We start from the raw sequence: 25,166 nt of genomic DNA on the forward strand, positions 1-25,166 counted from the left end.
TTGTGCTTTTTTGTTGGCTAAACTATTGAATTTTCAAGGTACGAGCCCACTTTTGCAAGTGGGAAGTTTAAGTATATTATTATAAAGGACAAATTTAAGGTAGAAACATATGAACAAAAAGAGAGCAACGATTATTTCTGGCTTAATTGTCGTTCTGCTGCTTGGGACATTGTTGCTGTTAAAGCACGCCGACAACAACGCTAGCGCGATTTTGGAAGCCAAAATAACGGCTGACGATGGCTCTGGAACTAGCTTCGCGACCATCTATGATAACGGGAAGGTCGAAAAAAGCAGGTCCAGCCAAAACAAGCAGTTTGTTAAGCCGATTGAAGTAGATCCACAAGTTTTTGTGGATCATACGGACAAGAAAAACAATATTTACCTAACGGTAAACGAGAAAGCACTGAGGAAAAACAAACAGGTCTCTTCTGACGAAAACTGGGTCAAGCTAACTAAGCTGATCGCCAAGAGAAGCAAGCACGCTATCGCGATGCTGAGCCTGTTTAAGCTTGGCGATGACTACTATGTCTTTCTAAAATACAATGCCGGTCTTTCAGATGATGGTAGCCTTTATCAGTACAAGAGCAGCTTGACCAAAGTGGCAAAGCTTGATTCCGGCAAAATATCGGGCTTAAAGGAAAAATAAGCGAGTAAAAAGCAGTCAGCTTCCAAAAAGTTGACTGCTTTTCATCTGTAAACTATTATTTGCTGTTCTTCGCGAAGTCGCTGATCTTCAAGAACTTCTTCTCTTTGGTCGTCAGGCTGACATAAACGAATTTGCAGTTTTTGTTGTTCCAAGTGTAACTGTATCTTCTGTGCCAAGTGCCATCTGCCCGCTTGTAGTAAACGGCCGGGATGTAGCCATTTGGCGTTGCATCCGAGACGATTCTCCACACGCGTTCGTACTCAACCTTGCTGAGCTTGTTAATGTTAGTGACTGGGGCCTTTTTCCCGTTGAGGTAGGTCTCAGAGTTGGCCAGGAGCCATTTGGCAAAAGTTACCTCACCCTTATTGCCGGAAAGTGCCTTTTGCGCGTTGCTGAGCGCGTAGTCCAGGTAGTCACGGCGGTAGGAAGATGACAGCTTGTAGATCGTCTTCTTCTGGACGGCTTCAGCCTTGGCGATTTCCGTCTTCAAGGCTGCCAGCTGGCTCGCGCTGGCCGGCTGGTCGCTTGTCTTGGCAGCCTTCTTGGAAATGATGGTCGGCAGCTTTGCTTTCTTAAATTCGCTGGCCTTTAAGAAGCCATTGTATTGATCAGTTGCCTTGAATTCTTCGTCGTCTGCTTGAGTTTCATACCAGAAGAACTCGCCGATCAGGTGCTGGTCTTGCAGGTGGTAGAAGAGCTCAATCTTCTTAGTTTTTGGGTTGAGCAGGTAAGCTTGCCCATCCACGTGAACAAATAAGTTTAAAATCTTCTTGCCTTTGATGGCAGTCCCGGTCAGATCGTAAGTCTGCAGCTTCTTAGCTTTTCTGTCTTTGGCTACAGCATATTCAGTCTTGCCTGGCAAAAAGTCGCCAGCATCCATGTGCTGCTTGACTTTCAGCTTGCTGTCATCGAAGAAGGTACTAGCTTCGTATGTTTCATCCCAATAATCCGTACCACCCCAAAAGAGGTATTCGTGAGTCTTGGCAATGCGGTAGTAGAAAAGAATATTATCGCCATTTCCGGCACTGATACACTTATCCAGCTTAACCTTCTGCCCTTTCTTGTAGAGATGGTTGGTCTCATATAAGCGGGAGTCAAAGGAATACATATTCTGTTTAACCGTAGCCGTGATCGGTCCTTTGACGGTCAACTTTTCTCTTCTTATAGAGAAAACGTTAACGGCTTTGATATAGCGGTTTTTCCCAATTTTTAGGTACTTTTTCTTGTAAACTTTAGGGATCGCATACGGCTTCTTTGTATTGCCGCTATAGTAGGACCACTTGTCCTTCTTGCTTTCTTTGCTGCTGTATTTAACTTTTCCAGCATAGATCAGAGGCTGGTAGACTTTGTACATCTTGCCAGTCCTTTTCAGCTTTGAATTGTAGACGTAGCTGTTGCTGTTCAAGGCAATTGCCGGCTTGCCGTCGATCAAAATGGCAGAGTCTGCCGGGACATAGCCGCCATGGCCAATGTTGTAGTAAGCTTTTATGTTGTTGCGGGATGTTTTAACGTAGCGAATGCCGTAGTATTTGACGGTTTTGGCTTTCTCGTCAAAAAACAGGCGCGCGCTCTTTCCGCGGTACTTTTCCAGACCATTGCCCTTCTTATCTGTGATTGAAGTCATGCTGGCAACCTTGATCGTGTTTTTCTTCTTATCCGCGTTTTCCGTTTGCGAGCAGGCAGCCAGGATCAACAGACCTAAGAAGGCAAAAGCGATAATCATACCTTTCTTTTTCATGGCAAAACCTCCGAAATTACACACACTGCATTCTACTGTAAATTATACCGTTTTTAGGAAGCGGTTTCACCGACTCTGGATCTGGAACATATGGATTCCTGTTTTGTTGGCAAATACAAATAAATATGATGCGAAATAAGCCAAATATGACGTTTTTCGTTAGAGAACTCCTCCTAGGTCTACAATGACAGAGTAAGTTGATTAATGCTTTTTAGGAGGGAAACATGAAAAGAAATAAGATTTTAGCTTCAGTTTCAACGGCTGCTTTAGCCTTGGGAATGTTGACAGTCATTGGTGAAAAGCAAGTCAATGCCGCGGACAATGATGATCCCGCTGACATCGTAACGGTTGTGAACTACACTCCGGCTAAATCAGCCGTCACTGCCGTTAAGACCAGCTACAATGCCAAGACCAAGTCATTGACGATCACTGGCAAGGCCAAGGGTGCAAGCAAGGTGGCTGTCAGCTACAATGCCAAGGCACTCAAGCCAGCTAAGGTGACCAAGAAGGGCCAATTCAAGACGACCGTCAAGTTCACCGGCTACAAGGACTTCACTCTTACCGGCTTAAACGCCGAGGGAAAGGCGGTAACCAAGGCTTACGCTTTGACCAAGGACAGCTACGCTGCCGCTAAGCCAACCCTGCTCAAGGCTAACCGGTCCAAGAAGGGGCTGACCTTCACGACCGACGCCAAGAAGAAGACGACCTTGAACTTCTACTACAAGAACAAGCTGGTCAAGAAGACCAAGCTGACTAAGGACAAGCAAAAGGTCTTCTTCTCAGCCAAGTCACTGAAGGGCAAGAAGGGGAACTTCAAGGTCGTTGCCTCAGCTGCTGGCAAGAAGAGCAGCCAAGCTGCCCAATTCAAGATCATCGGCGTTGGCCAGGCAGCCGTAACCAACTACTAAAAACGAATATAACTCTAGAGAGCGAAACTCCATCCGTGAGCTTCGCTCTTTTTCTTTTGCCCTTTATCTGACGAAAATGACGCGAAAAGCGGCAAATTTGACGGATTTCGTTTACGGCCAGCTTCTTAGCCTACAATTGCCTTGCAAGTTCAATAGATGAGGAGTAAAAACGATGTTCAATTTTATTTTGGAAATGGAAAAGATCCTGGAACGCGACGGCAAAAGCGTCAAGCAGAAAAGACACCGCAGAAGACAGCACATGTACAGCTTCATCTGCTTCCACGGCAATGATTAAAGCTGGAAAAATCCGCTTGTTTTCCCTCGACCGCCGGCAAATCCTGGCAGTCTTGCTGAGCTGCCTGGGCACGGTCTTGTCCTTGAAAATCCCTCTCTTGCTAAAGCAAGCGATCGATCAAGGAAAAATGCTTTCCCGGACAAGCAGCCTGGGCCAGATCGGCTTCTGCCTGCTTATTTCCAGCCTCTTGGAAGCCGTTAGCCAGTACCTGCTCAGTCTGGCCGGAGACGAACGGATCAGAGACCTGCGCCTGCTTTTGCAGGAGAAGCTCCTGCGCCTGCCCTGGAACTATTACAAAGAAAACAGCCGCGGCTCCCTGCTCAGCCACGTCCTGAACGACAGCTCAGCGGTCAAGGACTTTACCGTCAGCGTCCTGCCATCCGCTTTGGTCAGCCTCTTGACGGTTGCCGCCAGCCTGGGGATCCTGCTCAGCCTGGACGTCAAAATGACTCTGGTTATCGTTTTGACTTTTGCCTTGATTGCCAGCAGCGCCTTTCCTTTAGGAAAAATCAATGAGCACTTCGCTTACCAAAACCAGGCCAAGCTCAGCCGGGTATCTGCTGATTTGGATGAAAACCTGGTCAATATCAAGCTGATCAAGCTGACCAATGCCCAAGCCGGCGTTTTGCAAAAATTCCGCGGCGACTTGCAGGACTTGTTTGCCCTGTCCCGGAAAACTGACGCGGTTTTCAGTGTGACTGGACCCCTGCAGACGGTCTTGACCCTGGCTGGCTTTCTCTTGATCCTGCTCTACGGCAGCCAGCGCCTGGCTAATGGCAGCCTGTCTTTGGGGATGCTGAGCTCATTTATCATGTACATGTTCGGCATCATTTCCCCAATCAACAATTTGGGCAACTTTTACATGAGCTATGCCGAAGCCCGGGGCTCCCTGAAAGCCATTAGTGAAATCCTGGCCCAGCCGGATGAAGCAGATCCCGGTCAAGCGCTGCCTAAGGAAGCCGCTGACCTCAAGGTCCGCGACTTGACCTTTGCCTATCCAGGCAGCCAGACCCCGGTTTTGCGGGACTTGTCCCTGGACTTTAAAAAGGGAGCTAAGACCGCTTTGGTTGGCCCATCTGGGGCCGGCAAGACGACCTTGATCAACCTTTTAACCCGCTTAGAAGCTGGCTATCAAGGGCAGATCCTGCTGGGCGACCTGGAAGCCAAAAGCTGCCGCTTGCCTGCCTGGCGGGATCTCTTCAGCGTGGTGGCCCAGGACAACAATATTTTTGCCGGTACAGTCGCCGACAATTTGCTGTTTGGCTTGGAAAAATCCGTCAGCCGGTCGGACATGATCCAGGCCCTGCAAGCAGCCAACCTTTGGCCGGAACTGGACTTGGACACCCAAACGGGAGAGGGCGGCTGGAAGCTGTCTCTGGGGCAAAGCCAGCGCCTGCAGCTGGCCCGGGCCTACTTGCGGGATGCCTCTTGCCTGATCCTGGATGAAGCCACGGCCAACCTGGACCCCGAGTCTGAAGCCAAGGTCAGCCAGGCCGTCGACCGGATTGCCCAGGAAAAGATTGTCATCATCATCGCTCACCGCTTGTCGACGATCGCCAATGCCGATAAAATCTACTTCCTGGATCAAGGTCAGGTTCAAGCGGCTGGTCGGCATGAAGAACTGTTCAAGCAGCTGCCGAAGTACCGGGCCTATGTCGAAGACCAGCTGCTTCCGCTGGAAGAAAGCAGGTGAAAGGAAAAATGGACTATCAAGCACAAGATTATCAACCTTATCTGCAGGCAGACAGCGATTATTATGAGCTGGATGCAACTGAAAAGAGTGATCATGAATTTACCTGCAGCCCGCCGGCAGATTGGCAAGATTTTTGCCAAGGAGACTGGCACTGCTGCCTCAGTCCCCAGCCCTTGGCCCAGCAGGGCTGGAAGATTCATCTATCCGTAGCCTTGGGGCAGGAACAGGGGATGCTGGACTTGGTCAGCCGCTATTGCTTTACCCATCAGCTGTCCTTTAAATGGACTAGGTCCAGGCGGGCCTGGCTATTAAAAAATGCTAAGTATGCCGACCGGGCGGCTAGCGGGAAATTCATCACCATTTACCCAGAAGATGGAGAATTCGTCCAGACAGTCTTTGACTTAGCGGCTTTATTAAAGGAGTTTGCTCCTGGTCCCTATATTTTGAGCGATCGCCGCTGGCAAGCCAGTCCGGTTTACTACCGCTACGGCGCCTTCAAGGAAATGATTAAAGAAATTGCCGGGCAAAAGCGCTATTGTCTGCAGGCGCCGGACGGCAGCTGGCTGGAGGACCGGCGCTGTCCATACTATTGCCCGCCGGATTTTGTGCAAGAACCGGCAGAATTGGCGAGAAATAATTTTCAAGTCAAAGGGGCGGACATCAGCCGATTAACTGCTTACCAGATCAAGGAGGCCCTTCACTTCAGCAATGGCGGTGGGGTCTACCTGGCCCGGAAAAATGGCGAAAATTACGTGATCAAGGAAGGCCGGCCTGGCGCGGGTCTGGATGGCCATGGCCAGGACGCCTTCAGCCGGATCCAAAAAGAAGCCGGCTGGCTGAAGAAGTTAGCAAATGTGCCGGAAGTGGTAGATATCAAGGAAGACTTTCAGGCCTGGATTCACGCCTATCTGGTTGAAGAATACCTTCCTGGAGAGACTTTAGACGACTATGTGACGGAAAATTATCCTTTTTATCCAGGCCAGCGGTCCGCTTATGTAGCCAAAAGTCTGCAAATCGCGGAAAAGCTGCGTCAAGCCGTTGCCCATGTACATGCTCAAGGAGTCGCGATCGGCGACCTGCAGGCTGAGAATGTCATGATTACGGAAGATGGCGAGGTCAAGCTGATCGACTTTGAAGTCGCCGCGGAACTGACGGCACCTTATGATCCAGGGATCATGACGGCCGGCTTTAGCGATTTAGCCCTTGAAACTTATGAGCAGGCTGACCTGTATGCTCTTTACCAGACCATCCGCTTTCTCTTTCTGCCAATCAGCAACCGGGCCAGAGCCAGCTGGCCGATGCAGGACTTGAACCTGCGCCGGTATTTTTCAAAAGAAGCAGGGGACTATTTGGAAAACTTGCGGCAGGAGCTCTTGCCCAAGTGTCCCCTGTTAGGGAAAGAAAACGAAGTTGATGACAGACAAGAAGGAATCTGGCCGAGCTTGAAGGAGCTGCGGGGAAATATTTCCCAGGGAATAAAAGCCGACTGGCAGAGTCCAAACTTGATCAAGGGCGACCTGCCCCTTTTAGAAGATCCAGCCCAGCGGCTGACGGTCGACAACGGCGCCTTGGGCTACGGCCTGCTTTTGGCCAGACGGGGGGAGCCGGCAGAGCAGGATAAATTCTTAGCTTGGCTGAAAAAGCAGGGCGTGGATGAAACAATTGCTGCCGGTTTGTTTACCGGAAAGGCCGGCCTTGGCGGAATCATTTATGAATTGGGGGACAAGGCCTGGGGACGCCAGTTGATCTGGTCAGCCCAAGGAACCAGCGCTGATTTGTCTCTAAGGTCTGGCCTCGCGGGAATCGCCCTGGCAAAAATCGCCCTGGCTAAAGAAGCAGGCCTGGCAAAAAACCCGGAGTTGATTAAAATAGGAGAAGAAATCGCGGCCGGCTATGAGAAAATGCCAGCAAATGGCCTAATGACAGGCCGGCTAGGCGCGATTCTTGCCTTATGGAAAATTGGCTGCTTCTTAAAGCGGGAGGACTTTAAAGAAGCAGCCAAAACAGGACTGGATGCCTTGCTGGAAAAAGATTTAGTGCAAGTGGACCAGCATGCGTTTTTGGCAGAGGACGGCCGGCGGATGCCTTACCTGACAAACGGGACGGCTGGTCTGGCCCTGGTCTTGGCGGCAATTGCCAAAGACGAGCCGAAAGAGGATAGATATCAGGAAATTATTAAGCAGGCAGCGGAAACGATGGACAGCTTCTGCAGCTACATGGGCGGCTTATTTACCGGCTATGCCGGTTTAATGCTGCCAGACCTGGCCTTGGGCCGGAAGAAGGCGCTGGGAGAAAAAATCCGCCTGATTAACAATTATTTATTGCCAAGGGAAGAGGGGACTTTAGTGGCAGCTTCTTGCGGCTACCGCTGCTCGATGGACCTGGCCGCGGGAGCAAGCGGAGTTTTGCTGCTGTTGGAGGGAATCGCGCGAAACGATGCCAGCCTCTGGCTGCCCCTCGTCCAGACCAAGAACTGGCAGCTTTTTTAGGAGGATGACATGAACTTTATGAAGAAAAGATCCGCTTTGACCTGGCCAGCCAAAATAATTACCAAGACGCCAAGGCATACCTTTTAAGCCACCCAGTCGATGGCGGCATCTACTTTTTAGACGTGGAACTGGGCCAGGAAGTGGACGCGGACAACGGCTTTGACCTGGCAGAACTGATCAAAAAGCAGGACGGCCGGGCCCAGATCATTTTTCTAACCAGCCATGCCGACCTGTCGATCATCACCTACCGCCGCCGGCTGGGGCCGGTCGACTACATCGTCAAAGGCGCGGATCCCGTGGCCCAGCGCCGGCGGATCGTGGAAACCGTGGAAGTGGCTTTGGATCAGCTGCATAAGGATTCTCTAGCTAAGCAGCTGACTTTTTCTTATCGGGTGGGCCGGCAGATCAAAAACATCAGATTAACCGACCTGGTCTATATCACGACTACCTTGACGCCCCACAAGCTCTTGATCGTCAAGCAGGCCGGTGAAGCCCAGTTCCTTGGCAGCCTCAGTCAGTGCGCCAAGGAAAATCCGCTCTTGGAGAAGATCAGCCAGTCCTGCCTGGTCAACCCGGACAATATTGAAGCCATCGACCTGCGCCGCCACCTGGTCTCTTTCGTGAACGGGGATGTCGAAGAATACGCGGCTGGCCGGCAGAAGCAAATGAAGGCGCTCATGCAGGAGCATGACTACCGGTTAGCCAAGCTTATGAAGCAAAGTTGATTTTACATGTCTGCCTAAAAGGTTTATGCTTTTTCTATATGCAAAAAAGGTGGACAAACATTTTATGGAGAGTAAAGACAGACAAACGCGCAAATCCAACTTGCGCTTATTATTTGAAGCCCTGGTCGTGGGCGTAATGGCCGGCATCGTTGTCGGCAGCTTCCGCTGGCTGATCGGGCAGATCTTGGCCATGTGGCAAAAAGGCTACCAGGCAGCTCATGCCAATCCAGCCCTCCTATGGCTCTTAGCCGCGGGGGGCTTGGCCAGCGTGATCGTGGCCGGCTTCTTAGTCAAGCAGCAGCCCCATGCTGGCGGCTCCGGGATTCCCGAAGTTGAACTGCAGCTGCAAGGCAAGCTGCAGCTGGACTGGTGGCCAATTTTGTGGCGCAAGTTTATTGGGGGCGTCTTGTCGATCGGTTCTGGCCTCTTTCTGGGACGTGAAGGCCCATCAATTCAATTGGGATCAACCTTAGGCCAAGGCATCGCGCGTGGCTTCAAGGCCTCAAAAACCGACTCCCGGGTCCTTTTGGCAACTGGGGCGGCCAGCGGCTTGTCTGCCGCCTTTGGAGCGCCGATTGGCGGGGCCATGTTCATCGTGGAAGAAGTCTTTCACAACTTCTCGCCCCGCGTATGGCTGAATGCTTTAGCTGGGGCGATCATGGCCAACTTTGTAGTATCCAATATTTTTGGTCAAAGGCCAGTCCTGGCAATTTCCTATAACCATACCTTCCCAATCCTGCAATACTGGCACTTGTTGCTGCTGGGGATCTTCTTGGGCGTCATTGGCCGCCTCTACCAATGGGGGCTGCTTAATTTCAGCAAGGTCTACGCCAAGATCGCCATTCTGCCTCGCTGGCTGCATGGGATCATCCCAGCAGCGATCCTGGTGCCGATCATGTACTTCTTCCCGAATTATGTAGGCGGCGGCAACACGTTGATTCTGAGCCTGGACAAGCTGCACGTGACTGGCCTTTTGGCCGCGATCTTCCTCTTGCGGATCACGTTCTCAATCGTGTCCTATGACTCTGGCCTGCCAGGCGGCATCTTCCTGCCAATCCTGACCATGGGGGCACTTCTGGGAGCAGTCTACGGCAACTTCATGGCTGATCTTGGCTGGCTTGACCAAAAATTGGTCGTCAACCTGATCATCTTCTCCATGGCCGGGCTTTTTTCAGCCATCGTCCGCTCGCCTTTTACTGCCATCATGCTGATCGCGGAAATGGTTGGGTCGCTGCTGCACCTCATGCCTTTGGCCGTGGTCTCAGTTGCCGCTTATGTCGTCAACGAACTGTTGGGCGGGGTGCCGATCTATGAAAGCCTGGCTGGCAGAATGAAGACTAAGGAAGACAATGACTACGTTGGTGAAGCTGACCAATTGACCGTCTCCATCTATGAGGGCAGTCAGTTGGCCGACCACCGGGTCAAGGACATCGCCTGGCCCGACCGGACCTTGGTCCGGGTCATCCACCGGGGGCAAAAGGACATTATCCCTGATGGCAATACCAAGCTTTTGGCTGGTGACCTCCTGGTTCTGGAAATTGATGAAAACCAGCGGGGCTTGGTCTATGACAAGATGGCCAGCCTGCAAGAAGCAAAATAAGCAGCTATCGAAAACGCAAAAAAACGTCTCAAGCGCATCATACGCTTGAGACGTTTTTGGCTTATAGGCTAGGCCAGGTTCAAGATCAAGAAGTAGATCACGAAGACTACGGCCAGAACCCACATCATTGGGGTTACTTCCTTGGCCCGCTTGGCTGAAGCCATGGCGATTGGGTAAGTGATCAGGCCCAAAGCCATCCCGTCAGCGATAGAGTAGGTCAAAGGCATGCCAACCATGATCAGGAAGGCAGGAACGGCGATTTCCAGCTTGTTCCAGGAAATCTTGGCCAGGTTGGATGCCATCAGCACGCCAACGATGATCAGGGCTGGAGCAGTTACGGTCGTGGTTACCACGCTCAAAAGCGGGCTAAAGAACATTGAGAGCAGGAAGAAGATCCCAACCCAAACAGCAGTCAAGCCTGACCGGCCGCCGGCAGCGATGCCGGATGAAGATTCAACATAGGCGCCGACTGGTGAAGTACCAAGCACGGAACCAACCATCATGGCCGTTGAGTCAGCAGTCATGGCCTTGCCGATTCTAGGCATCTTGCCGTCCTTGTCAACCAAACCGGCTTGGTGAGCCAGACCAATCAAGGTCCCGGTAGTGTCAAAGAAGGCTACCAGCAGGAAGGTCAAGACAACGGTCCACATCTGAACGGTGTTGATGTCGCCCAAGTGGAACAAGGCTTGGCCGAAAGTTGGCTTCAGGCTTGGAGCCAGAGAAATGATGCCGGATGGCATTTGGCTTTGGCCAATCAAGACGCTGAAGATTGATGAGAGAACGATCCCGATGAAGATTGCCCCTGGAACGTTTCTGATCATCAAGATGACGGTTACGATCAAGCCAAAAATGGTTACCCAGGCAGCTGGGTTCTTGAAGGAACCAATGGTGACCAGAGTTGCGGCGCTGTTAACGACGATCTTGCCGTTTTGCAAGCCCAGGAAGGCGATGAAGAGGCCGATCCCGGCAGAGATGGCGAACTTCAAGTCGTTAGGGATGCTGTCCACGATCATTTCCCGCAGCTTGAAGACGGTGATCAGGATGAAGATGATGGAAGCAACGAAAACGGCTGCCAGGGCAGTTTGCCACTTAACCTTCATGCCCAGGCAGACAGTGTAGGCAAAGAAAGCGTTCAGGCCCAAAGATGGGGCAGTGGCGATTGGGTAGTTGGCGAAAAGGCCCATGATAAAGCAGCCAAGGGCACTGGCCAAAGCAGTCGCGGTGAACAAGGCACCCTTGTCCATGCCGCTGGCGCCCAAGACGCTAGGGTTGACGAACAAGATGTAGCACATCGCGAAGAAAGTAGTCAAGCCGGCAATGAACTCCCGCTTAGGATTGGTGCCGAGCTTTTTCAAATCAAAGTATTTGTTAATAGATTCCATTGAACTCTTTTTTATCCTCCATCCGAATAACGTTCGGAAATTATCTCCTCTTAGGGAATATTTATACCTTAACATAGGGCTGGGAAAATGTAAACACGAATTATAGTCACGCAGACTAAAGAAAAGTTTTCTTGAAAAAGGGAAAAGCGCTTGAACTCGCCAAGCTAAGCGCTTGCAACTTTAAATTGTTTTTTAAGCTGTTTCTTGTTTTTTACAAACTGTTTTTTAAAGATTTAAAAGTCCGTTCAGAAAATCAGAGCAAGAAAAAACCGGCTGCTAGCCGGTTTGACAATCTTTAAAACAGTTTTAAACGTTCAAGACCTTGTCCAAGAAGCTCTTGGTTTCTTCTTTTTGCGGGTGGTCGAAGATTTGCTCTGGAGTCCCGATTTCCTGGATGACGCCACTGTGGAAGAAGGCTACCTTGTCGGCAACCTGCTTGGCGAAGCCCATTTCGTGGGTGACCACGATCATGGTCATCCCTTCCTTGGCCAGGTTCTGCATAACCTTCAAGACGTCCCCAACCATTTCTGGGTCAAGGGCAGAGGTTGGCTCGTCGAACAGCATGACTTCAGGCTTCATGGCCAAGGCCCGGGCAATCGCTACCCGCTGCTGCTGACCACCGGACAGGGTGCTTGGCTTGACGTCAGCCTTGTCGTCCATGTTGACCAGCTTGAGGTACTTGTGGGCTTCAGCGATGGCCGTCTGCTTGTCTTCCTTGCCCAATTGGGTTGGAGCCAGGGTGATGTTCTCCAACACCGTCATGTTTGGGAAAAGGTTGAAGTGCTGGAAGACCATGCCGATCTTTTCCCGCATTTTGTTGATGTCGACCTTTGGGTCAGCCAGGTCAACGCCATCCAAGTAGATGTGGCCGTCTTGGAAGTCTTCCAGCTTGTTGATGCAGCGCAGGAAGGTACTCTTGCCTGAACCAGACGGACCGATGATGCAGACGACTTCGCTTGGCGCGACGTCCAGGCTGGCGCCCTTGATGACTTCATGAACGCCGTCATAGCTCTTGTGCAAGTCCTTGACTTGAACCTTGAATTGTTCTTGCTTTTCTACCATAGTTCAGATAGTTCCCCTTCCTAAATCTTCATCTTCTTGTGGACGTAGTTTGAGATCCAGGTCAAAACGGTGATGATTACCAGGTACATTACGGCGATAATCAGCCACATCTTGAAGCCTTGGAAGTTTTGCGCGATCAAGGTGTTCCCAGTTTGGGTCAGTTCCATGACGCCGATGGCTGAAAGAATTGAGGTATCCTTCAGCGTGATGATGAATTGGTTGACCAGGGAAGGAATCATCAGCTTGAAGCCTTGTGGGGCAACGACCTTCCACAGGGCCTTGTAGTATGGCAGACCCAGTGACCGGGCTGCTTCCCACTGGCCAATATCAACGGATTCAAAGCCCCCGCGGACGATCGCGCCAATGTAGGCCCCTTCGTCCAGCATCAGGGTCAAGACCCCGGCAGTGAAGAGGGGAATCTTGTGGCCGATAACGGTTGGCATGCCGATGTAAATAAAGAAGGCCAAAACCATCATTGGAATCCCACGGAAGATGTAGATGATGACGTTGGCAACGCCGTGCCAGAATTTGTGTTCAGCAATCCCCATGATCCCCAGAACCAGACCGAAGAGCATGGCGAAGATGATCCCGACGATTGACAGCTTGACCGTCATCCAAAGCCCGTCACCCAAAGCACTGGCGTTGGCCTTAAGCAGGCCCATGATTGAAGTGTCAGCTACGACTTGGCTCTTAACGGCCTTCTTGCCAGTGTACTTGTTGACGATCTTTTGCAAGCGGCCAGTCTTCTTCAGCCAGCGCAGGCCGTGGTTGAACATGGCCAAGAGTTCCTTGTTGTGGCCCTTCTTAACGCCGAAGGCCAAAGGAGTGTTGGACATCTGCTTGCCGACGATCTTCAGGCCAGTCCCGTTGGCAATCCCGTAGCGCAGGGCCGGACCGTCATCGATAGCGGCATCGGCGTTGCCGGCCTTTACGTCAGCCCAAGAGGTGTTGGAGCTGCTGTAGTACTTCAGTTTGAAGCCGTACTTCTTGCGGATTGATTCCGCGAACAGGGAGCCGGTGGTCCCGGTCTTGACGTTGACCGTCTTCCCTTTCAGGTCCTTCAGGCCCTTAATCTTGGAGTCCTTGGCAACCGCGAGCACCACGCCATCGTTGTAGTAGGAGTCACTGAAGTCGATCGTCTTCTTTCTTTCTTCAGTAACGGACATCCCGGCGATCATCCCGTCGATTTGGCCAGACTGCAGAGCCTGGACGTCGGCGTTGAAGGACATGATCTTCAGTTCGTACTTGAAGCCCTCGTGCTTGGCGATTTCCCGGAGGATTTCAATGTCAATCCCCGGCTTTTTGCCATTGTAGGTTCCCTTCTTGTCTTGAATTTCAAATGGCTCGAAGGTCTGGTCGGTCCCGATAATGTAGGTCTTCTTGCTGGCGGCTTGCGCTTGGCCAGGCATAGCCAGCGCGACCAGCATCAGAAGTGCTGCAAATGGGATCAGCAGCATTTGCTTAATTTTTGCGAATCTCATAAAATAAATCACCCTTAATCATTTTGATATCTTTTTAAGCCTTTTTAGAATAAGTTAATAACTATTGTAACATGCTTTGGACTATGACTTATCAGCATTGTGAGAAAAAGCTGAGAAAAGACAGCGGATACACTTAAGATAATAAAGCCAAAACAGGCTTTTGCCTTAATTAGTTCATTACAGCGTTGACTTTTCTAAGCAAATAAGGAGAAATACGTTATTTAATTTTTCCGGGCCAAGCAAAAAAGCCATCATTTCCTGGGAAATAATGACTTCTTTTGCTGTTGGCTTATTGGCCGATCTCGATGGCCTTTCTGGCAATTTCACCCGCTTGCCAGTCCTTCGGCAGCTTGCCCATCTGCTTGAGCTTAGCGGTGATTTCGGCCAGGACTTCCTCCCGGTCGCTTTGGCTGGCCATGAAATCGTACTTGTCGCCATCCAAGACCATCTTAGGTGAATAGTCGTAGTCTTCATACCATTGATGGTAGTAGCGCAGCATTCGCTTGTAGTAGTCTTCAAGGCCGGGGTCGAAAGTCAATTGTTCATATGACCGGCCCCGCTTCTGGATGCGGTTGATCATTGTTTCGTATGAAACATGGATGTGCACCAAGAGGTCAGGATGCTTCTTCGGCATCCGGTCTAGTTCCTTCATCATGGAGTCGAGCAGCTCGTCGTAAGTCTGGATTTCCAGCTTGTTGGCACGGCCGATGTCGGCATTCATGTGGAAGAAGAGGGAGTCTTCGTAAATTGACCGGTCCAGGACATTGTTGTCGTCGCTCAGCGCCTTCTTGATGCTGTGGAAGCGGGTGTTCAAGAAGAAGAGCTGCAGCAGGTAGGTGTACTTTTGCGGATCCTTGTAGAACAAGGGCAGGACTGGGTTGTCATCAACGCTCTCATAGAAGGGCTTAGTGCCCAGATATTTTGACAAAATTGAAGTTAAGCTGGATTTGCCGGCTCCAACGGGCCCACTTAATACAATAACGGTCATCACGTTCCTTCTATCAATTACAAATTGCCGATTTCGCGCAGCTTGCTGTCGATCATGTCCAAAACGAAGTCCTGATCGTCTTGGTTGTCGACAAAGTCGAACTTGTCGCCATCGATTGCAATCTTTGGCGATACGTCGTATTGTTCATACCATGGCTCATAGTAGCGCAGGAGGTTCTGGTAGTACTCCTTCAGGCCTGGATCAGAGTCAAGCTGCTCGTATGAGCGGCCCCGCTTGTTGATTCGCCTGAGCATGGTATCAAGGGAGACATGGATGTAGATCAGGAGGTCCGGCTTCTTGCGCGGATTGCCTGGCACGTCTTCCATCATGTTGTCCATCAGGTCGTGGTAGATCTGATATTCAGTTGGGTCAGCAACCCCGTTGTCGACGTTCATGTTAAAGAAGAGCAAGTCTTCGTAGATTGAGCGATCGAGCACGTCATTGCGGCTGCCTGCCGCCGCGTTGATTTCTTCCAGCCGCTTATTAAGGAAATAAGTGTTGAGCAGGAAGGTGTAGCGCTTCATGTCCTTGTAGTACAGGGGCAGGACAGGGTTATCATTGACCTCTTCGTAGTATGCATGTGTGCCAAGATGCTTGGCTAAGATTTTGGTTAAACTGGATTTGCCGGCTCCAATTGGGCCACTCAAGACAATAACGGTGATCACGCTCTTTCTTTTGGCTAAAAATGATACTAGATATAAGTTGCCATACTAGTTTATTGCAAGATCTAGTGGGTTGGCAAGATTTTTATCCAAAAAGATTTTTTATGATGTAGGAATAATATGCCTGGAGGAGGGAAAAAGAGTAAAATGGCGACTTTGTATTTCTACATGGGTGAAAAATACGTGGACCAGTGGCAGGATTATTTGTCTGACCAGATGACCTGCACTGTCCATTTGAACAGCCTTCCAGCTGTGCAAACGAGAGCTATAAGAGCTTGCCGCTTAAACCAGTGACGATTCTGACGGCTTCGCCCAGCTACCTGCGGCATATTTCCTTTAAAGTCAGTCAAGCTGCCTTAAAAGCCGCCAAAGCCGGGTCTATTTTATATCGCAAAGCATGACCAGCCGCGAGCGCCGGGCTCTTGAGACTTTCCTCAAAGAGGACGCGCAGACTGGGGTCAGCAGCGGTGACCTGCAGATGGCTTTTGTCAAAAAGCGAAAGTTCTTTTTTGTGACCTACCAGGAGCAGGGGGAGGTTTCACGTGGAACAATAATGTGAAAGAACCTTACCAGAGCCGGAATCCCGTCGTCTATCTGGCAGTTCCAGAAAACATGACATATGTTGAGATCGGGGGGCTTTTTGCCAGCGGGATGAATGGCTATTTAAAGTTTGCTGACCAAAAGACGCGGGAGAGATACACGAGCCTGGCCCTGTTGACCCGTTTCAATCTCAGTGATAACAAGCCCAGTTTTGTCAGTGTTTCTTATAGACGGGCTGCAGAAGAGCCTGTGGCAGACGGTTGTCATGTTTGGCGCGGCTTTGGCAATTCTGCTGATCCTTTTGCTTCTGCTCTTGTTGATCCTGGTTATGATTTATAAGCAGCTCAACCGGGAGGAAATAGCCGTGAAGAAGTTTCTCGGCTTCAGCCCGCGCCAGCTGTATGCTTTGCCACTTGGAGTGATCTTGCTGACAGGAGCTGGGCAAATTTTTGCCGCGGGAGTATTGAGAAGCAAGGTTGGCCTGTTTCTTCTTCCGCTGATCTGCCTGCTGCAGTTGAGCCTTTTCTATCTGTATGTGATCAAGGATTCTTTCAATGACGTCGTTGAATTGTTTAAGGGGGAGTAGTATGACAAAAGTTATTGAGGTCAGTCATTTAGGCAAAAAGTACGGGCAGTGGACGATTTTTAAGGATGTCAGTTTCGCGGTTGAACGTGGCGAATTCATAGCGATCGTGGGCCCGTCAGGTTCAGGCAAGTCGACCCTGCTCAACATGCTGGGCTTGCTTGAAGCAGTTGACCAGGGGGAGATCAAGCTTTTGGGCAAGCCGGTGCCTAAGATCAACAGCCGGCAGGCAACCAAATTGCGGCGTCAGCAACTGAACTATCTTTTTCAATCTTTTGCTTTGATTCAAACCAAGACAGTAGAGGAAAACTTGCTCTTGGCCATGGCTTTTGTCAAGAAAAGCGAGAGGGAAAAGCAGAAAGAGATTGACCAGGTCCTGGCAAGCCTGGATTTAAGCAAGGTCAAGCAGAGCAAGGTGCAGACCTTGTCAGGTGGTGAGCAGCAGCGCTGCGCTTTGGCCCGGGCAATTTTGAAGCCTGGGGAGATCGTTCTGGCGGATGAACCGATGGGAGCGCTGGACGCCAAGCGGGCTCAGGCCGCTTTTAAGCAATTGCTGGATTTGAGAAGCCAGCAGGGCAAGACAGTCGTGCTGGTTACCCACAATCTCGCGGAAGCTGCTCAAGCTGACCGGGTGATTGATCTGGAAAAGTTTGTCTGATGGACTACAATTGCATAAACTAAAAGGATCTGCCTTCTGTTGAGGCAGATCCTTTCGTATATGCTTAGAACAATTTCTTTTATCTTACTAAAGGGAATATTTTGACAGTTAGAATATGTTCGAGCAAAAAGAGGTGCCATTTTTTGCATATACGCAAAAATGAGAAAAAACTAAAAGGAAAGATGGTAAAATCATGCGTAACTACTCGAAAAAATGTTAATTAGAAAAGAGGACAGAAAATGGGTGGAATTAATTGTAGACCTGGCAAGATGGCTTGCCGTGTGAGTGAGGATGACCAAGAAGAATATCGTTTAGAATATGCACACGTTGTAAAAAACGTCTTTAGATACATTGAGATGTTCTCACATGCTAATGCTCTTGTTGAAGAGCTGATGTTCTTAGAGCAAAAAGATACAGAAAGATCGAGTGCACTGATCAGCAAAGCCACTTGCTAGACTTAGAAAAATTATCGTATGAGTACAGTGATAATAAGGTAATTGAACATTTAAAAGATGGTGAGCTCCATACGTATATTAGATATAACGAAATTACGTAGCTTACACAACGGTTAGCAGAAGGGATATCAGAGACCTTGCTATTATTAAAAAAGTACAGCGAAGTTACTTTGAAAATGGAGCAAGTGGAAGAAAAATCTCTGAAGAGAATTTAGTGAAATAATAATGTTACCCTTGCGAGTTCCAAAATTCGGCATAGATTATAGTGAAACCTATACAATGGATCAGACTTTAAGCTTTCGTCCAGCAGCAACTGATATTGACTCAACACGTGCAAAAAAATCAGTAAGAAATGAATTTTGGGAAGAAAGTGGAATGCTTAATCCAATGATTAAGCGTAACAAATTAGTTCAGACACAAGAGCATAGATTGTTAGCCGTTGGTGAGAATGTTACAGATACATTGTGGTATGAAAGACAAGCATTTACTGGCTTTACCATGATGCATCCAGTTAAAAACTATTTAGGCTTTTTTTCAAAAGACGTCAACGTACAAGTTCCAGCGGATTTAGTGTATTTCAAGAATTTGGTAAATACCAAAAATATTGAAGAAATTCATTGGTCTAATTCTAATGGCTATGCTTATGATACAGACATTTTTAAAGCTGTCGCTAAAGGAATATCTGAAGTATATGAGAACGACCAAAAAATGAAATGGTGGTTTGGAAACAAGAGTATTATTCGGATATTAGATGTTCAGCTTCATCGAGATATTATGTTGTCCCCCACAGTTGAAGGTGTCGATTCGTTCTTAATAAATGATCCAAAAAAAGATGGCTCATATGTCTGTATGACGATTATAAGAACGAAAAGATTCCCTAAGGTTTCAGTCGGCTTTGCTGCTAATTACATATTGAGAAGAGCGTTAGACCACTCGGTGCTTGAAGCAATACAGTATCATCGGGGAACTAATTGGTATGTGCTGCAGGGGATAAATGAAGATCGATATTTAAAAAAGAACGGTGACATACTCCGCAAAATAGCAAATAGCTGTATTGGGGGGAAAAGGATGACAGAGTTTAGTCCAGAAGCAGATACGACTCTGTTGCCAAGCAGGTATGAATTTTTTACAATAATAAGAAAAATAGGCAATGGCACGGTAGTAAAAGTTGTTTGTCTCGAGCTTCAGCCATTGGTATCTAACGTGTACGTTCCGTTTATATCTAGTGATTTTGCTACTGCGGAGAATATAGATCTCCGCAATAGGTATCAAGGAACGCCATTTGAGTAGCAGGAGGTGTTCAGGTGAGCAAGGAAAAGATTGGATTAAAATGGCTGTGGGAAACCATTCCTGCAAGAACAAAAATAGGTTTGTTCCTGTCAGGATTGCTGGCATCTTTTGAAGGCGTGATTAACGGGCTTGTTTTCGGATATTTAGTGAAGGTTGACTATCATGATTTAACCGCAATTTTAAAGTTTGTCGGTTCATCTTTGATGGCTTTTGTTGTAGTGTACTTTTCAAGCTATTGCTATTTAGTTTTACAGCAACATGCAGTAAAACTAATGAACATTAAGTTGAAACGGACTTTTTTTGAAACGGATTTGAACAAAGCACTGGCCGATGAAAATAGCTCTAGTTCAGAAGCAGTCAATAAAGTAGCATCATTATCTAAGCAAATAGAGCAGCAATACTTCGTACCCATCTTCTATATGATACAAGCAATACTTCTTGGGATTACTTCAACTTTTTTAGTCCTTAAGACGAACTTTGTTTTGGGCACGATATATCTCATACTGTCTTTTATCTCTTTTTTGCCGAGTTATTTTGGCAAGAAGGCCTTATCACAGAAAACAGAAGATTGGTCTCAAAAAAACACAACTTTACTGGCTTCTGTGACAGACATTTTTAGAGGCCGATTTGACATATATTATTATGGTGCAAAGAAAAGATTTCTGAAGAAGTTTAGTAATGATTTAGCAAACGAAGAGAGAGCGTATTTTAAACTAAATCAATTGCAATTTCTAATTCAGACACTTGCTGGTTTAGTTGCAGTTGTTACCCTGTTGTTGCCGATTTTGATCGGGCTGGTATTTGTAAATAAAGGGTTGTTTGGAATTACCATCAGCACCATCGTTACCCTGTCATTAACGGCTGACCGAGTAGTAGGCAGTGTCAGAGAAGTTGCATACGACCATGCTGAAATTTCTGGGACAGAATCAATCAGATCGATTGAAAAGACATCAAATTCTATGAAAGATTCAGTATCTGCAGATAATAGGAGTGGTGATTTGAAATTGATCGATATTTCGGTGAAAAGAAAAGGAGAAGAAATCTTTAGTCATATCAATTTAAGCGTTTCTAGGGGCGATAAAATTGTTCTGGCAGGTCCGTCTGGGATCGGCAAATCAACCTTATTACAGGCCATGATTGGACAACTCCCTTTATCTGAAGGGCAGGTACTTTTCGCTGGCGAACGGCTAAAGCCAGGTGATTTTGCTTATATTTCGCAAAAGGTATGGACTTTTCAAGGAAGTATACGGGAAAATTTGTCTTTAGGGCAGAAATACGAAGATAACGAAATGCTGGAAGTTTTGGATAAGGTGGGCTTGAAAAAGGAACTTGGTCAAAACATTTTGGACGTATCAGTTGCAGAAGATGGAGCAAACTTGTCAGGCGGACAAGCGCAACGGTTGGCGATGGCCCGCGGATTATTGCGCCATAAACAGTTATTTTTGTTTGATGAAGCAACATCTAGTCTGGATCAGGAAAATGCTGATTTGATTCATGAGCTGATATATCAATTGCCGGCTACAGTTGTCGAAGTGGCGCACTATTACTCAGCCAGTCTAATTAGAAAATACGATGTAACGGTTTACGAATTGACTAAAGAGGGCTTGCGGCTTAAATGAGAAAATAGTTTTTTTAGATGAGGGTGTCGTCTATCAAAGCCCATTCAGACAATAGATCATCTTTAAGATCTGCCATGCCAATTAACTCCAATGCATCCAGAAAAGACTGGAGTGCATGAGAATCATGATTGACTTTATACTCGATGAGTAATTCTAGGAAGCTGATTCTGATCTTGATTGATGATAAAAGCGGTGGGAGAGCTATTTTTTTAATGTTTTTAAATAATTTTTGGGCTAGGCCAAAATTTTTGATTATTAGGATAAGGTCACTGTTTATAATAGTGACCCAAGCATCAAGATAAAGCTCGAAGTTTAGATTATGAAGATAGTTTAAGTCATTGAGCAATTTGTTGCTTAAATCAAATACTAGCTCTACCGGCAAAATAAAAACAGAATTGCCTAGCGCACGAATAGTCTGCAAGTTCCAATGCTCACTAGAAGTTAAAGCACTGACTAAGGCAGCTTTGTCTTTAGCCGAGAAACAGTTTTTCTTAGTTAAGTCGTAGAAAATATTTGCTGTGGCGGCAGCTTGAAAGAGATGATCAACATTATTATTTCGATGATAGCTTGCAATGTTTTCTAAAAAAAGTTGATAGACTTTATCACTTTGCTTTTGACGATACAGGATAGCCAATTGATTAAAAAAACTGTTGTTCCTGCCATCCTCAATAGCTGTCATTGAGAGAAATTCTCGTGGGGAGACATTAATTCTAGCAAGCAAAGCTAAGAAGATGTTAAGAGGAATATCTACCGTACCGTTTTCCCAGCGAGACAGTTGTGAAATTGAAATAATGTCATGGGCAACCGCCGAAAGGGTAAGATGTTTACTTTTACGAAGTTGTTTAAAGATTTGACCTATCATTAATAGTATGGAGAAATAGAGATGTGTAAGAAGTTAATTATTAAAGTGTTGTTAGGCACGCCGATTATCGTTGTTGGTTCTGAAGTATTGGCAACTATCACCAATTATTTGTTTAAATAGTATAAACGATATCGTGTATAAGTCAATACGGGGATCATTTGATAAACATAAACTAAAAGGATCTGCCTTCTGTTGAGGCAGATCCTTTTGCGTATGCTGTTTAGCGGCCTTTTTTAGAGTAGTTGATCAGATACTTGGCCAAAGCAATTAGGCCGAAGACTGCTAAAACGACTACGATGACCGTCATGATTGTAAACCAAGGCATTTTCATCACTTCCAATGTTATGTAAGTCAGCGGTATTTTTTATATGTTATACCATCATTGTTCTTAATCTACAATCTTTAAACCGGGTCAATCAATAATAGCCAGGCTGTTTCTTTCCAGAACTGTTGCAATTTTCTTCATTTCGTCTTCAGTATCGTCTGACAATGTTATTTGTAAGATCAGAGCTTCAGCTTCATCTGTAGTTAATCTTAATTGGTAGCCATTTCTGTGGAGAAATAAGAGCGTACTAATGTACGCCGTGCGTTTATTTCCATCCTCAAAAATATATTTCTTGGTTATTTTTTGCATGATGTAGGCAGCTTTCAGCCAAATAGTCGGGTAAAGTTCTGTGCCAAAAACAACCATCTGAGGTTGCTCAACTACGACAGACAAACCTTGAGGGTATTGCAAGCCTGTTGCTTTTTGCCCCAGTCTTTCTAGAACTCGTTTATTAACCGCTACTATCTCTTCAGCGCTTAAGTATTTCATTCGTCTTTCAGCCGCTCCATCAATTCGCGATTTTCGTCAAACAGTTTATCAATTAAAGCAAGTGTTTCAGGACTAACCTTTTTCCTCTTTTTAAAAGTAATTGTTTGACCATCGGGAGATATTTCTTTATCAAAAACGTCTCCAGCGTTGGCAGACAATAATTCCTTATCATGCTTTGTCACTCTAAAACCATACGAATTTCCGGATTTAAACAGTTTAGACGTCCCAATTGAATGTTGCATTGCCATCACCTCGTAATTACATTTTAGTATTTTGTAATTACGAAGTAAATTAACTAGCCTCTTGTTTTACTTCTTATTTAAGCAAGCTCGCTGCTGCCTGGTCGGCAATCACCGTAACGTTCGGGTGCTTTTGCAGGACGCTGGCTGGGACATCCGTGGTCACTGCCCCTTCAACCATGGCCTTAATAGCTTTAGCCTTGCTTTCCCCCTTGGCCAAAAGGATGATCTCCTTAGCCGCCATGATATTGGCAATCCCCATGCAGATGGCGCTCTTTGGCACCTCATCAATGCTGTCGAAGAAGCGGGCGTTGGCCTTGATCGTGCTTTCCGTCAAAACAACTTCATGAGTCACGCTGTCAAACGGCGTCCCCGGTTCGTTGAAGGCGATGTGCCCGTTCTGCCCGATCCCTAAGACCTGCAAGTCGACCGGGTTGTCTGCCAAAATCTGGTTGTAGCGGCCGCACTCTGCCTGGATGTCTTTTGCCTGGCCGTCTGGCAGGTAGGAGCACTTGAATGGCTTGTACTGGAAGAGATGCTGGTTCATGAAGTAGTGGTAGCTCTGCGGGTTTTCCGGGCTGAGACCAACGTATTCATCCAAGTTGACGCTGGTCATTTGACTGAAGTCGAGCTGGCTGGCCACCATCTCCTGGTAGAGCTCAACCGGTGAAGACCCGGTTGCCAAGCCCAAGGTCTTAGCCCCTTCGTCAACCGCCTTTGCCAAAAGGTCAAAGGCCTGCTTGCCTAATTCACTGGCGTTTTTCACAACGATAACTTTCATCTTGATCACGACTCCTTGATTTTTTTGCTTACTCATATTGGTATAGTCCATTTTAGGACCGCGGAGATTTTTTGTCAAGGTATAGACCAATAAATCTTGATAAATTCTGAGTGTCTTTTTTCAAAAAGTTGCCTTCCTTGTACTATGCTTAGAAGGAAGAAAAAAGGGAGGGAATCTCATGAAATACATGACCGTCAAAGGGGAAAAATTGAGCCAGCTGGGCCTGGGCACCTGGAATATGGGGGAAAAAGCCGAAAAGCGGGATGCAGAAATCGAGGCTATAAGATGCGGCTTGGCATCCGGCGTCAACGTAATCGATACCGCTGAAATGTATGGGGAAGGGCGGGCTGAAAGCCTGGTTGGCGAAGCCATCAAGGACCTGGACCGGAGCCAGCTCTTCCTTATTTCCAAGTTCTACCCCTGGCATGCCAGTCCTGATGACCAGAAAAAAAGCCTGGCCGCCAGCTTAAAGCGGCTAGGGACAGACTATCTGGACTTGTATCTTTTGCACTGGAAGAGCGACTATCCTTTAGCAGAAACCGTCAAGGGCCTGCAGGATTTGCAAGCTGCCGGCCTGATCCGTCACTGGGGCGTCTCCAACTTTGACACGGCTGATATGCAGGAGCTGGTAGATATCGCCGGGGAAGGGGCCGTTTTTGCCAATGAAGACCTCTACAATCTCGACAAGCGGGGCGTTGAATATGACCTCCTGCCTTGGCAAAAGCAGCACGGCATTGCTTTTATTGGCTATTCGCCCTTTAACTCAGGCAACGGGCAATCTATCCCCGTTAAAGCCAGCTTAAAGCGGATCGCTGACGAGCGGGGCGTGTCCGTCCACCAAGTCATGCTGGCCTGGACCATGCGGACCGGGCAGGTATTGACCATTCCCAAAGCCAGTTCAGTTGCCCACATGCGGGCCAACCTGGCAGCTGCTGACCTGGCCTTGACCGCCGGTGAACTGGCCGCCTTGGACCGGGATTACCTGCCACCGAAGAGCAAGCAGCCTTTGGAGAGTATTTAATTTTTGTGCATACAGCCAGCAAAAATTTAGTTAAAATTGCTAAATATCCGGATAAAAGCTGACAGCGGCTTAATAGCACACTATAATGCAGGTTGTAAGAAGCTTATTGGAAAAGAGTGCAAGCTGCATGAAAAAGAGAAAGATAGTGTATGTTATTTATGCTGCTTTGACGGCGGCAATTTTGCTTTTGGCCAGAAAGCATTTCTTTGAATTAAAGGGGAGTGCCCTGGATTTGGTGAATACGGGATTTTGTACTTATTCCGTCCGAGACCAGGTCCTGACGTGGAACCTGCTCTTCTTTGACTGGGTCAGCGTCATGCTGCCGCGTTTGGACTTGGCAGGGATTGAGCCCTTCCTGCTCACCCGGCATCCAAGCCGGAAGCAGTGTGCCCTGTTGCGGTTGAAACGGTCCTGGCCCTACCTGGCTATCCTGCTCGTGATCCACTTGATCTACTGGCCCGGCAGCTGGCTGGCGGCTGGGTCCCTTGTTCTGCTCTTTGCGGCAGCTGTTTGGATGACCCTTTACCAGCGCCGCTACTTAGACGGGATCAAAGAAAGCGTCTGGGTCTTCGCGGCCTTTGTGCTTTTGCGCCTGCTGATTACTTTATTGTTTAAGATCTGAAAAAAGCCTTGCT

25 protein-coding genes are annotated in these 25,166 nt (G+C 47.9%); 15 read left to right on the top strand and 10 right to left on the bottom strand.

From position 1 onward, the window contains the following. The first annotated feature begins 109 nt into the window (after positions 1–109). Positions 110–646, top strand: coding sequence for a hypothetical protein (locus tag OCH80_RS05285; protein WP_404538593.1), 537 nt, complete (start codon positions 110–112; stop codon positions 644–646). 55 nt (positions 647–701) lie between these two features. Here OCH80_RS05285 and OCH80_RS05290 read toward each other — a convergent pair whose 3' ends face one another. Beyond that, entirely contained in the window at positions 702–2,384 is a 1,683-nt protein-coding gene (locus OCH80_RS05290; RefSeq protein ID WP_404538596.1) for a hypothetical protein, read from the bottom strand. Between the two features lie 224 nt (positions 2,385–2,608). Between OCH80_RS05290 and OCH80_RS05295 the strand changes: the two genes are divergently transcribed. From OCH80_RS05295 to OCH80_RS05320, 6 genes are all read left to right on the top strand, one after another. Then, complete coding sequence (locus tag OCH80_RS05295) at positions 2,609–3,292, top strand: zinc metalloproteinase (RefSeq protein ID WP_404538599.1); 684 nt, start codon at positions 2,609–2,611, stop codon at positions 3,290–3,292. 172 nt (positions 3,293–3,464) lie between these two features. Next, positions 3,465–3,587: a hypothetical protein gene (locus tag OCH80_RS05300; RefSeq protein WP_404538602.1), complete on the top strand. Its 123-nt coding sequence runs from the start codon at positions 3,465–3,467 to the stop codon at positions 3,585–3,587. Between the two features lie 16 nt (positions 3,588–3,603). Further along, entirely contained in the window at positions 3,604–5,280 is a 1,677-nt protein-coding gene (locus tag OCH80_RS05305) for an ABC transporter ATP-binding protein (RefSeq protein WP_404538605.1), read from the top strand. An 8-nt stretch (positions 5,281–5,288) separates the two neighbouring features. Next, positions 5,289–7,769 carry a class III lanthionine synthetase LanKC gene (gene lanKC / locus OCH80_RS05310; protein ID WP_404538608.1) on the top strand — a complete coding sequence of 827 codons (2,481 nt, stop codon included), beginning with the start codon at positions 5,289–5,291 and terminating at the stop codon, positions 7,767–7,769. A gap of 122 nt (positions 7,770–7,891) precedes the next feature. Beyond that, on the top strand, positions 7,892–8,494 hold the full coding sequence (locus tag OCH80_RS05315) for a LytR/AlgR family response regulator transcription factor (RefSeq protein ID WP_404538611.1): 603 nt from the start codon (positions 7,892–7,894) through the stop codon (positions 8,492–8,494). A gap of 64 nt (positions 8,495–8,558) precedes the next feature. Then, positions 8,559–10,094: a ClC family H(+)/Cl(-) exchange transporter gene (locus OCH80_RS05320; protein WP_404538614.1), complete on the top strand. Its 1,536-nt coding sequence runs from the start codon at positions 8,559–8,561 to the stop codon at positions 10,092–10,094. 68 nt (positions 10,095–10,162) lie between these two features. Here the strand turns inward: OCH80_RS05320 and OCH80_RS05325 are convergent, their stop codons facing one another. The 5 genes from OCH80_RS05325 to OCH80_RS05345 all read right to left on the bottom strand — a co-directional run bounded on the left by OCH80_RS05325 (position 10,163) and on the right by OCH80_RS05345 (position 15,672). Beyond that, positions 10,163–11,476 (bottom strand): NCS2 family permease, encoded by a 1,314-nt coding sequence (locus tag OCH80_RS05325; protein ID WP_404538617.1) that lies wholly within the window; start codon positions 11,474–11,476, stop codon positions 10,163–10,165. 306 nt (positions 11,477–11,782) lie between these two features. Next, positions 11,783–12,538: an amino acid ABC transporter ATP-binding protein gene (locus tag OCH80_RS05330; RefSeq protein WP_404538620.1), complete on the bottom strand. Its 756-nt coding sequence runs from the start codon at positions 12,536–12,538 to the stop codon at positions 11,783–11,785. A gap of 20 nt (positions 12,539–12,558) precedes the next feature. Next, positions 12,559–14,019, bottom strand: coding sequence for an ABC transporter substrate-binding protein/permease (locus OCH80_RS05335; protein ID WP_302188481.1), 1,461 nt, complete (start codon positions 14,017–14,019; stop codon positions 12,559–12,561). A 289-nt stretch (positions 14,020–14,308) separates the two neighbouring features. Next, entirely contained in the window at positions 14,309–15,007 is a 699-nt protein-coding gene (locus tag OCH80_RS05340; protein ID WP_404538624.1) for a deoxynucleoside kinase, read from the bottom strand. A gap of 17 nt (positions 15,008–15,024) precedes the next feature. After that, complete coding sequence (locus OCH80_RS05345) at positions 15,025–15,672, bottom strand: deoxynucleoside kinase (protein WP_404538627.1); 648 nt, start codon at positions 15,670–15,672, stop codon at positions 15,025–15,027. A 552-nt stretch (positions 15,673–16,224) separates the two neighbouring features. Between OCH80_RS05345 and OCH80_RS05350 the strand changes: the two genes are divergently transcribed. From OCH80_RS05350 to OCH80_RS05375, 6 genes are all read left to right on the top strand, one after another. Continuing rightward, a complete protein-coding gene (locus OCH80_RS05350; RefSeq protein WP_404538630.1) occupies positions 16,225–16,548 on the top strand; it encodes a hypothetical protein in 324 nt (107 codons plus the stop codon). Between the two features lie 25 nt (positions 16,549–16,573). Continuing rightward, positions 16,574–16,795 carry a hypothetical protein gene (locus tag OCH80_RS05355; RefSeq protein WP_404538633.1) on the top strand — a complete coding sequence of 74 codons (222 nt, stop codon included), beginning with the start codon at positions 16,574–16,576 and terminating at the stop codon, positions 16,793–16,795. Position 16,796: 1 nt separating this feature from the next. Beyond that, positions 16,797–17,450, top strand: coding sequence for an ABC transporter ATP-binding protein (locus tag OCH80_RS05360; protein WP_404538636.1), 654 nt, complete (start codon positions 16,797–16,799; stop codon positions 17,448–17,450). Positions 17,451–17,689: 239 nt separating this feature from the next. Then, a complete protein-coding gene (locus OCH80_RS05365; protein WP_404538639.1) occupies positions 17,690–17,905 on the top strand; it encodes a hypothetical protein in 216 nt (71 codons plus the stop codon). 279 nt (positions 17,906–18,184) lie between these two features. Further along, positions 18,185–19,195 (top strand): YcaO-like family protein, encoded by a 1,011-nt coding sequence (locus tag OCH80_RS05370; RefSeq protein WP_404538642.1) that lies wholly within the window; start codon positions 18,185–18,187, stop codon positions 19,193–19,195. A 14-nt stretch (positions 19,196–19,209) separates the two neighbouring features. Continuing rightward, positions 19,210–20,814, top strand: coding sequence for an ATP-binding cassette domain-containing protein (locus tag OCH80_RS05375; protein WP_404538645.1), 1,605 nt, complete (start codon positions 19,210–19,212; stop codon positions 20,812–20,814). A 13-nt stretch (positions 20,815–20,827) separates the two neighbouring features. On the opposite strand, the gene OCH80_RS05380 is transcribed toward OCH80_RS05375, so the two are convergent. The 4 genes from OCH80_RS05380 to nagB form a co-directional block, all read right to left on the bottom strand. Further along, positions 20,828–21,676: a helix-turn-helix domain-containing protein gene (locus OCH80_RS05380; RefSeq protein WP_404538648.1), complete on the bottom strand. Its 849-nt coding sequence runs from the start codon at positions 21,674–21,676 to the stop codon at positions 20,828–20,830. A gap of 412 nt (positions 21,677–22,088) precedes the next feature. Beyond that, positions 22,089–22,490, bottom strand: coding sequence for a type II toxin-antitoxin system death-on-curing family toxin (locus OCH80_RS05385; RefSeq protein ID WP_404538651.1), 402 nt, complete (start codon positions 22,488–22,490; stop codon positions 22,089–22,091). Further along, entirely contained in the window at positions 22,487–22,732 is a 246-nt protein-coding gene (locus OCH80_RS05390) for a hypothetical protein (RefSeq protein ID WP_302188485.1), read from the bottom strand. Before OCH80_RS05390 ends, OCH80_RS05385 begins: the two co-directional genes overlap by 4 nt. A gap of 73 nt (positions 22,733–22,805) precedes the next feature. Then, positions 22,806–23,510 (bottom strand): glucosamine-6-phosphate deaminase, encoded by a 705-nt coding sequence (nagB, locus tag OCH80_RS05395; RefSeq protein WP_404538655.1) that lies wholly within the window; start codon positions 23,508–23,510, stop codon positions 22,806–22,808. 178 nt (positions 23,511–23,688) lie between these two features. On the opposite strand from nagB, the gene OCH80_RS05400 reads away from it, so the two are divergent. Then, positions 23,689–24,531 carry an aldo/keto reductase gene (locus OCH80_RS05400; protein WP_404538658.1) on the top strand — a complete coding sequence of 281 codons (843 nt, stop codon included), beginning with the start codon at positions 23,689–23,691 and terminating at the stop codon, positions 24,529–24,531. 145 nt (positions 24,532–24,676) lie between these two features. Continuing rightward, positions 24,677–25,153 (top strand): hypothetical protein, encoded by a 477-nt coding sequence (locus tag OCH80_RS05405; protein ID WP_302188487.1) that lies wholly within the window; start codon positions 24,677–24,679, stop codon positions 25,151–25,153. The last annotated feature ends 13 nt before the right edge of the window (positions 25,154–25,166 follow it).

Origin of the sequence: Lactobacillus sp. 23-2 (assembly GCF_044902225.1) — a bacterium.
GTDB classification, from domain to species: domain Bacteria; phylum Bacillota; class Bacilli; order Lactobacillales; family Lactobacillaceae; genus Lactobacillus; species Lactobacillus absianus.

Excerpts from the sequence above, each read along its gene's own strand:
- OCH80_RS05390 (WP_302188485.1), bottom strand. The coding sequence starts at position 22,732 with ATGCAACATTCAATTGGGACGTCTAAACTGTTTAAATCCGGAAATTCG.
- OCH80_RS05300 (WP_404538602.1), top strand. The coding sequence starts at position 3,465 with ATGTTCAATTTTATTTTGGAAATGGAAAAGATCCTGGAACGCGACGGC.
- OCH80_RS05285 (WP_404538593.1), top strand. The coding sequence starts at position 110 with ATGAACAAAAAGAGAGCAACGATTATTTCTGGCTTAATTGTCGTTCTG.
- OCH80_RS05335 (WP_302188481.1), bottom strand. The coding sequence starts at position 14,019 with ATGAGATTCGCAAAAATTAAGCAAATGCTGCTGATCCCATTTGCAGCA.
- OCH80_RS05360 (WP_404538636.1), top strand. The coding sequence starts at position 16,797 with ATGACAAAAGTTATTGAGGTCAGTCATTTAGGCAAAAAGTACGGGCAG.
- OCH80_RS05385 (WP_404538651.1), bottom strand. The coding sequence starts at position 22,490 with ATGAAATACTTAAGCGCTGAAGAGATAGTAGCGGTTAATAAACGAGTT.
- OCH80_RS05330 (WP_404538620.1), bottom strand. The coding sequence starts at position 12,538 with ATGGTAGAAAAGCAAGAACAATTCAAGGTTCAAGTCAAGGACTTGCAC.
- OCH80_RS05400 (WP_404538658.1), top strand. The coding sequence starts at position 23,689 with ATGAAATACATGACCGTCAAAGGGGAAAAATTGAGCCAGCTGGGCCTG.
- nagB (WP_404538655.1), bottom strand. The coding sequence starts at position 23,510 with ATGAAAGTTATCGTTGTGAAAAACGCCAGTGAATTAGGCAAGCAGGCC.
- lanKC (WP_404538608.1), top strand. The coding sequence starts at position 5,289 with ATGGACTATCAAGCACAAGATTATCAACCTTATCTGCAGGCAGACAGC.
- OCH80_RS05365 (WP_404538639.1), top strand. The coding sequence starts at position 17,690 with ATGGGTGGAATTAATTGTAGACCTGGCAAGATGGCTTGCCGTGTGAGT.
- OCH80_RS05290 (WP_404538596.1), bottom strand. The coding sequence starts at position 2,384 with ATGAAAAAGAAAGGTATGATTATCGCTTTTGCCTTCTTAGGTCTGTTG.
- OCH80_RS05325 (WP_404538617.1), bottom strand. The coding sequence starts at position 11,476 with ATGGAATCTATTAACAAATACTTTGATTTGAAAAAGCTCGGCACCAAT.
- OCH80_RS05295 (WP_404538599.1), top strand. The coding sequence starts at position 2,609 with ATGAAAAGAAATAAGATTTTAGCTTCAGTTTCAACGGCTGCTTTAGCC.
- OCH80_RS05340 (WP_404538624.1), bottom strand. The coding sequence starts at position 15,007 with ATGACCGTTATTGTATTAAGTGGGCCCGTTGGAGCCGGCAAATCCAGC.
- OCH80_RS05370 (WP_404538642.1), top strand. The coding sequence starts at position 18,185 with ATGGATCAGACTTTAAGCTTTCGTCCAGCAGCAACTGATATTGACTCA.
- OCH80_RS05320 (WP_404538614.1), top strand. The coding sequence starts at position 8,559 with ATGGAGAGTAAAGACAGACAAACGCGCAAATCCAACTTGCGCTTATTA.
- OCH80_RS05380 (WP_404538648.1), bottom strand. The coding sequence starts at position 21,676 with ATGATAGGTCAAATCTTTAAACAACTTCGTAAAAGTAAACATCTTACC.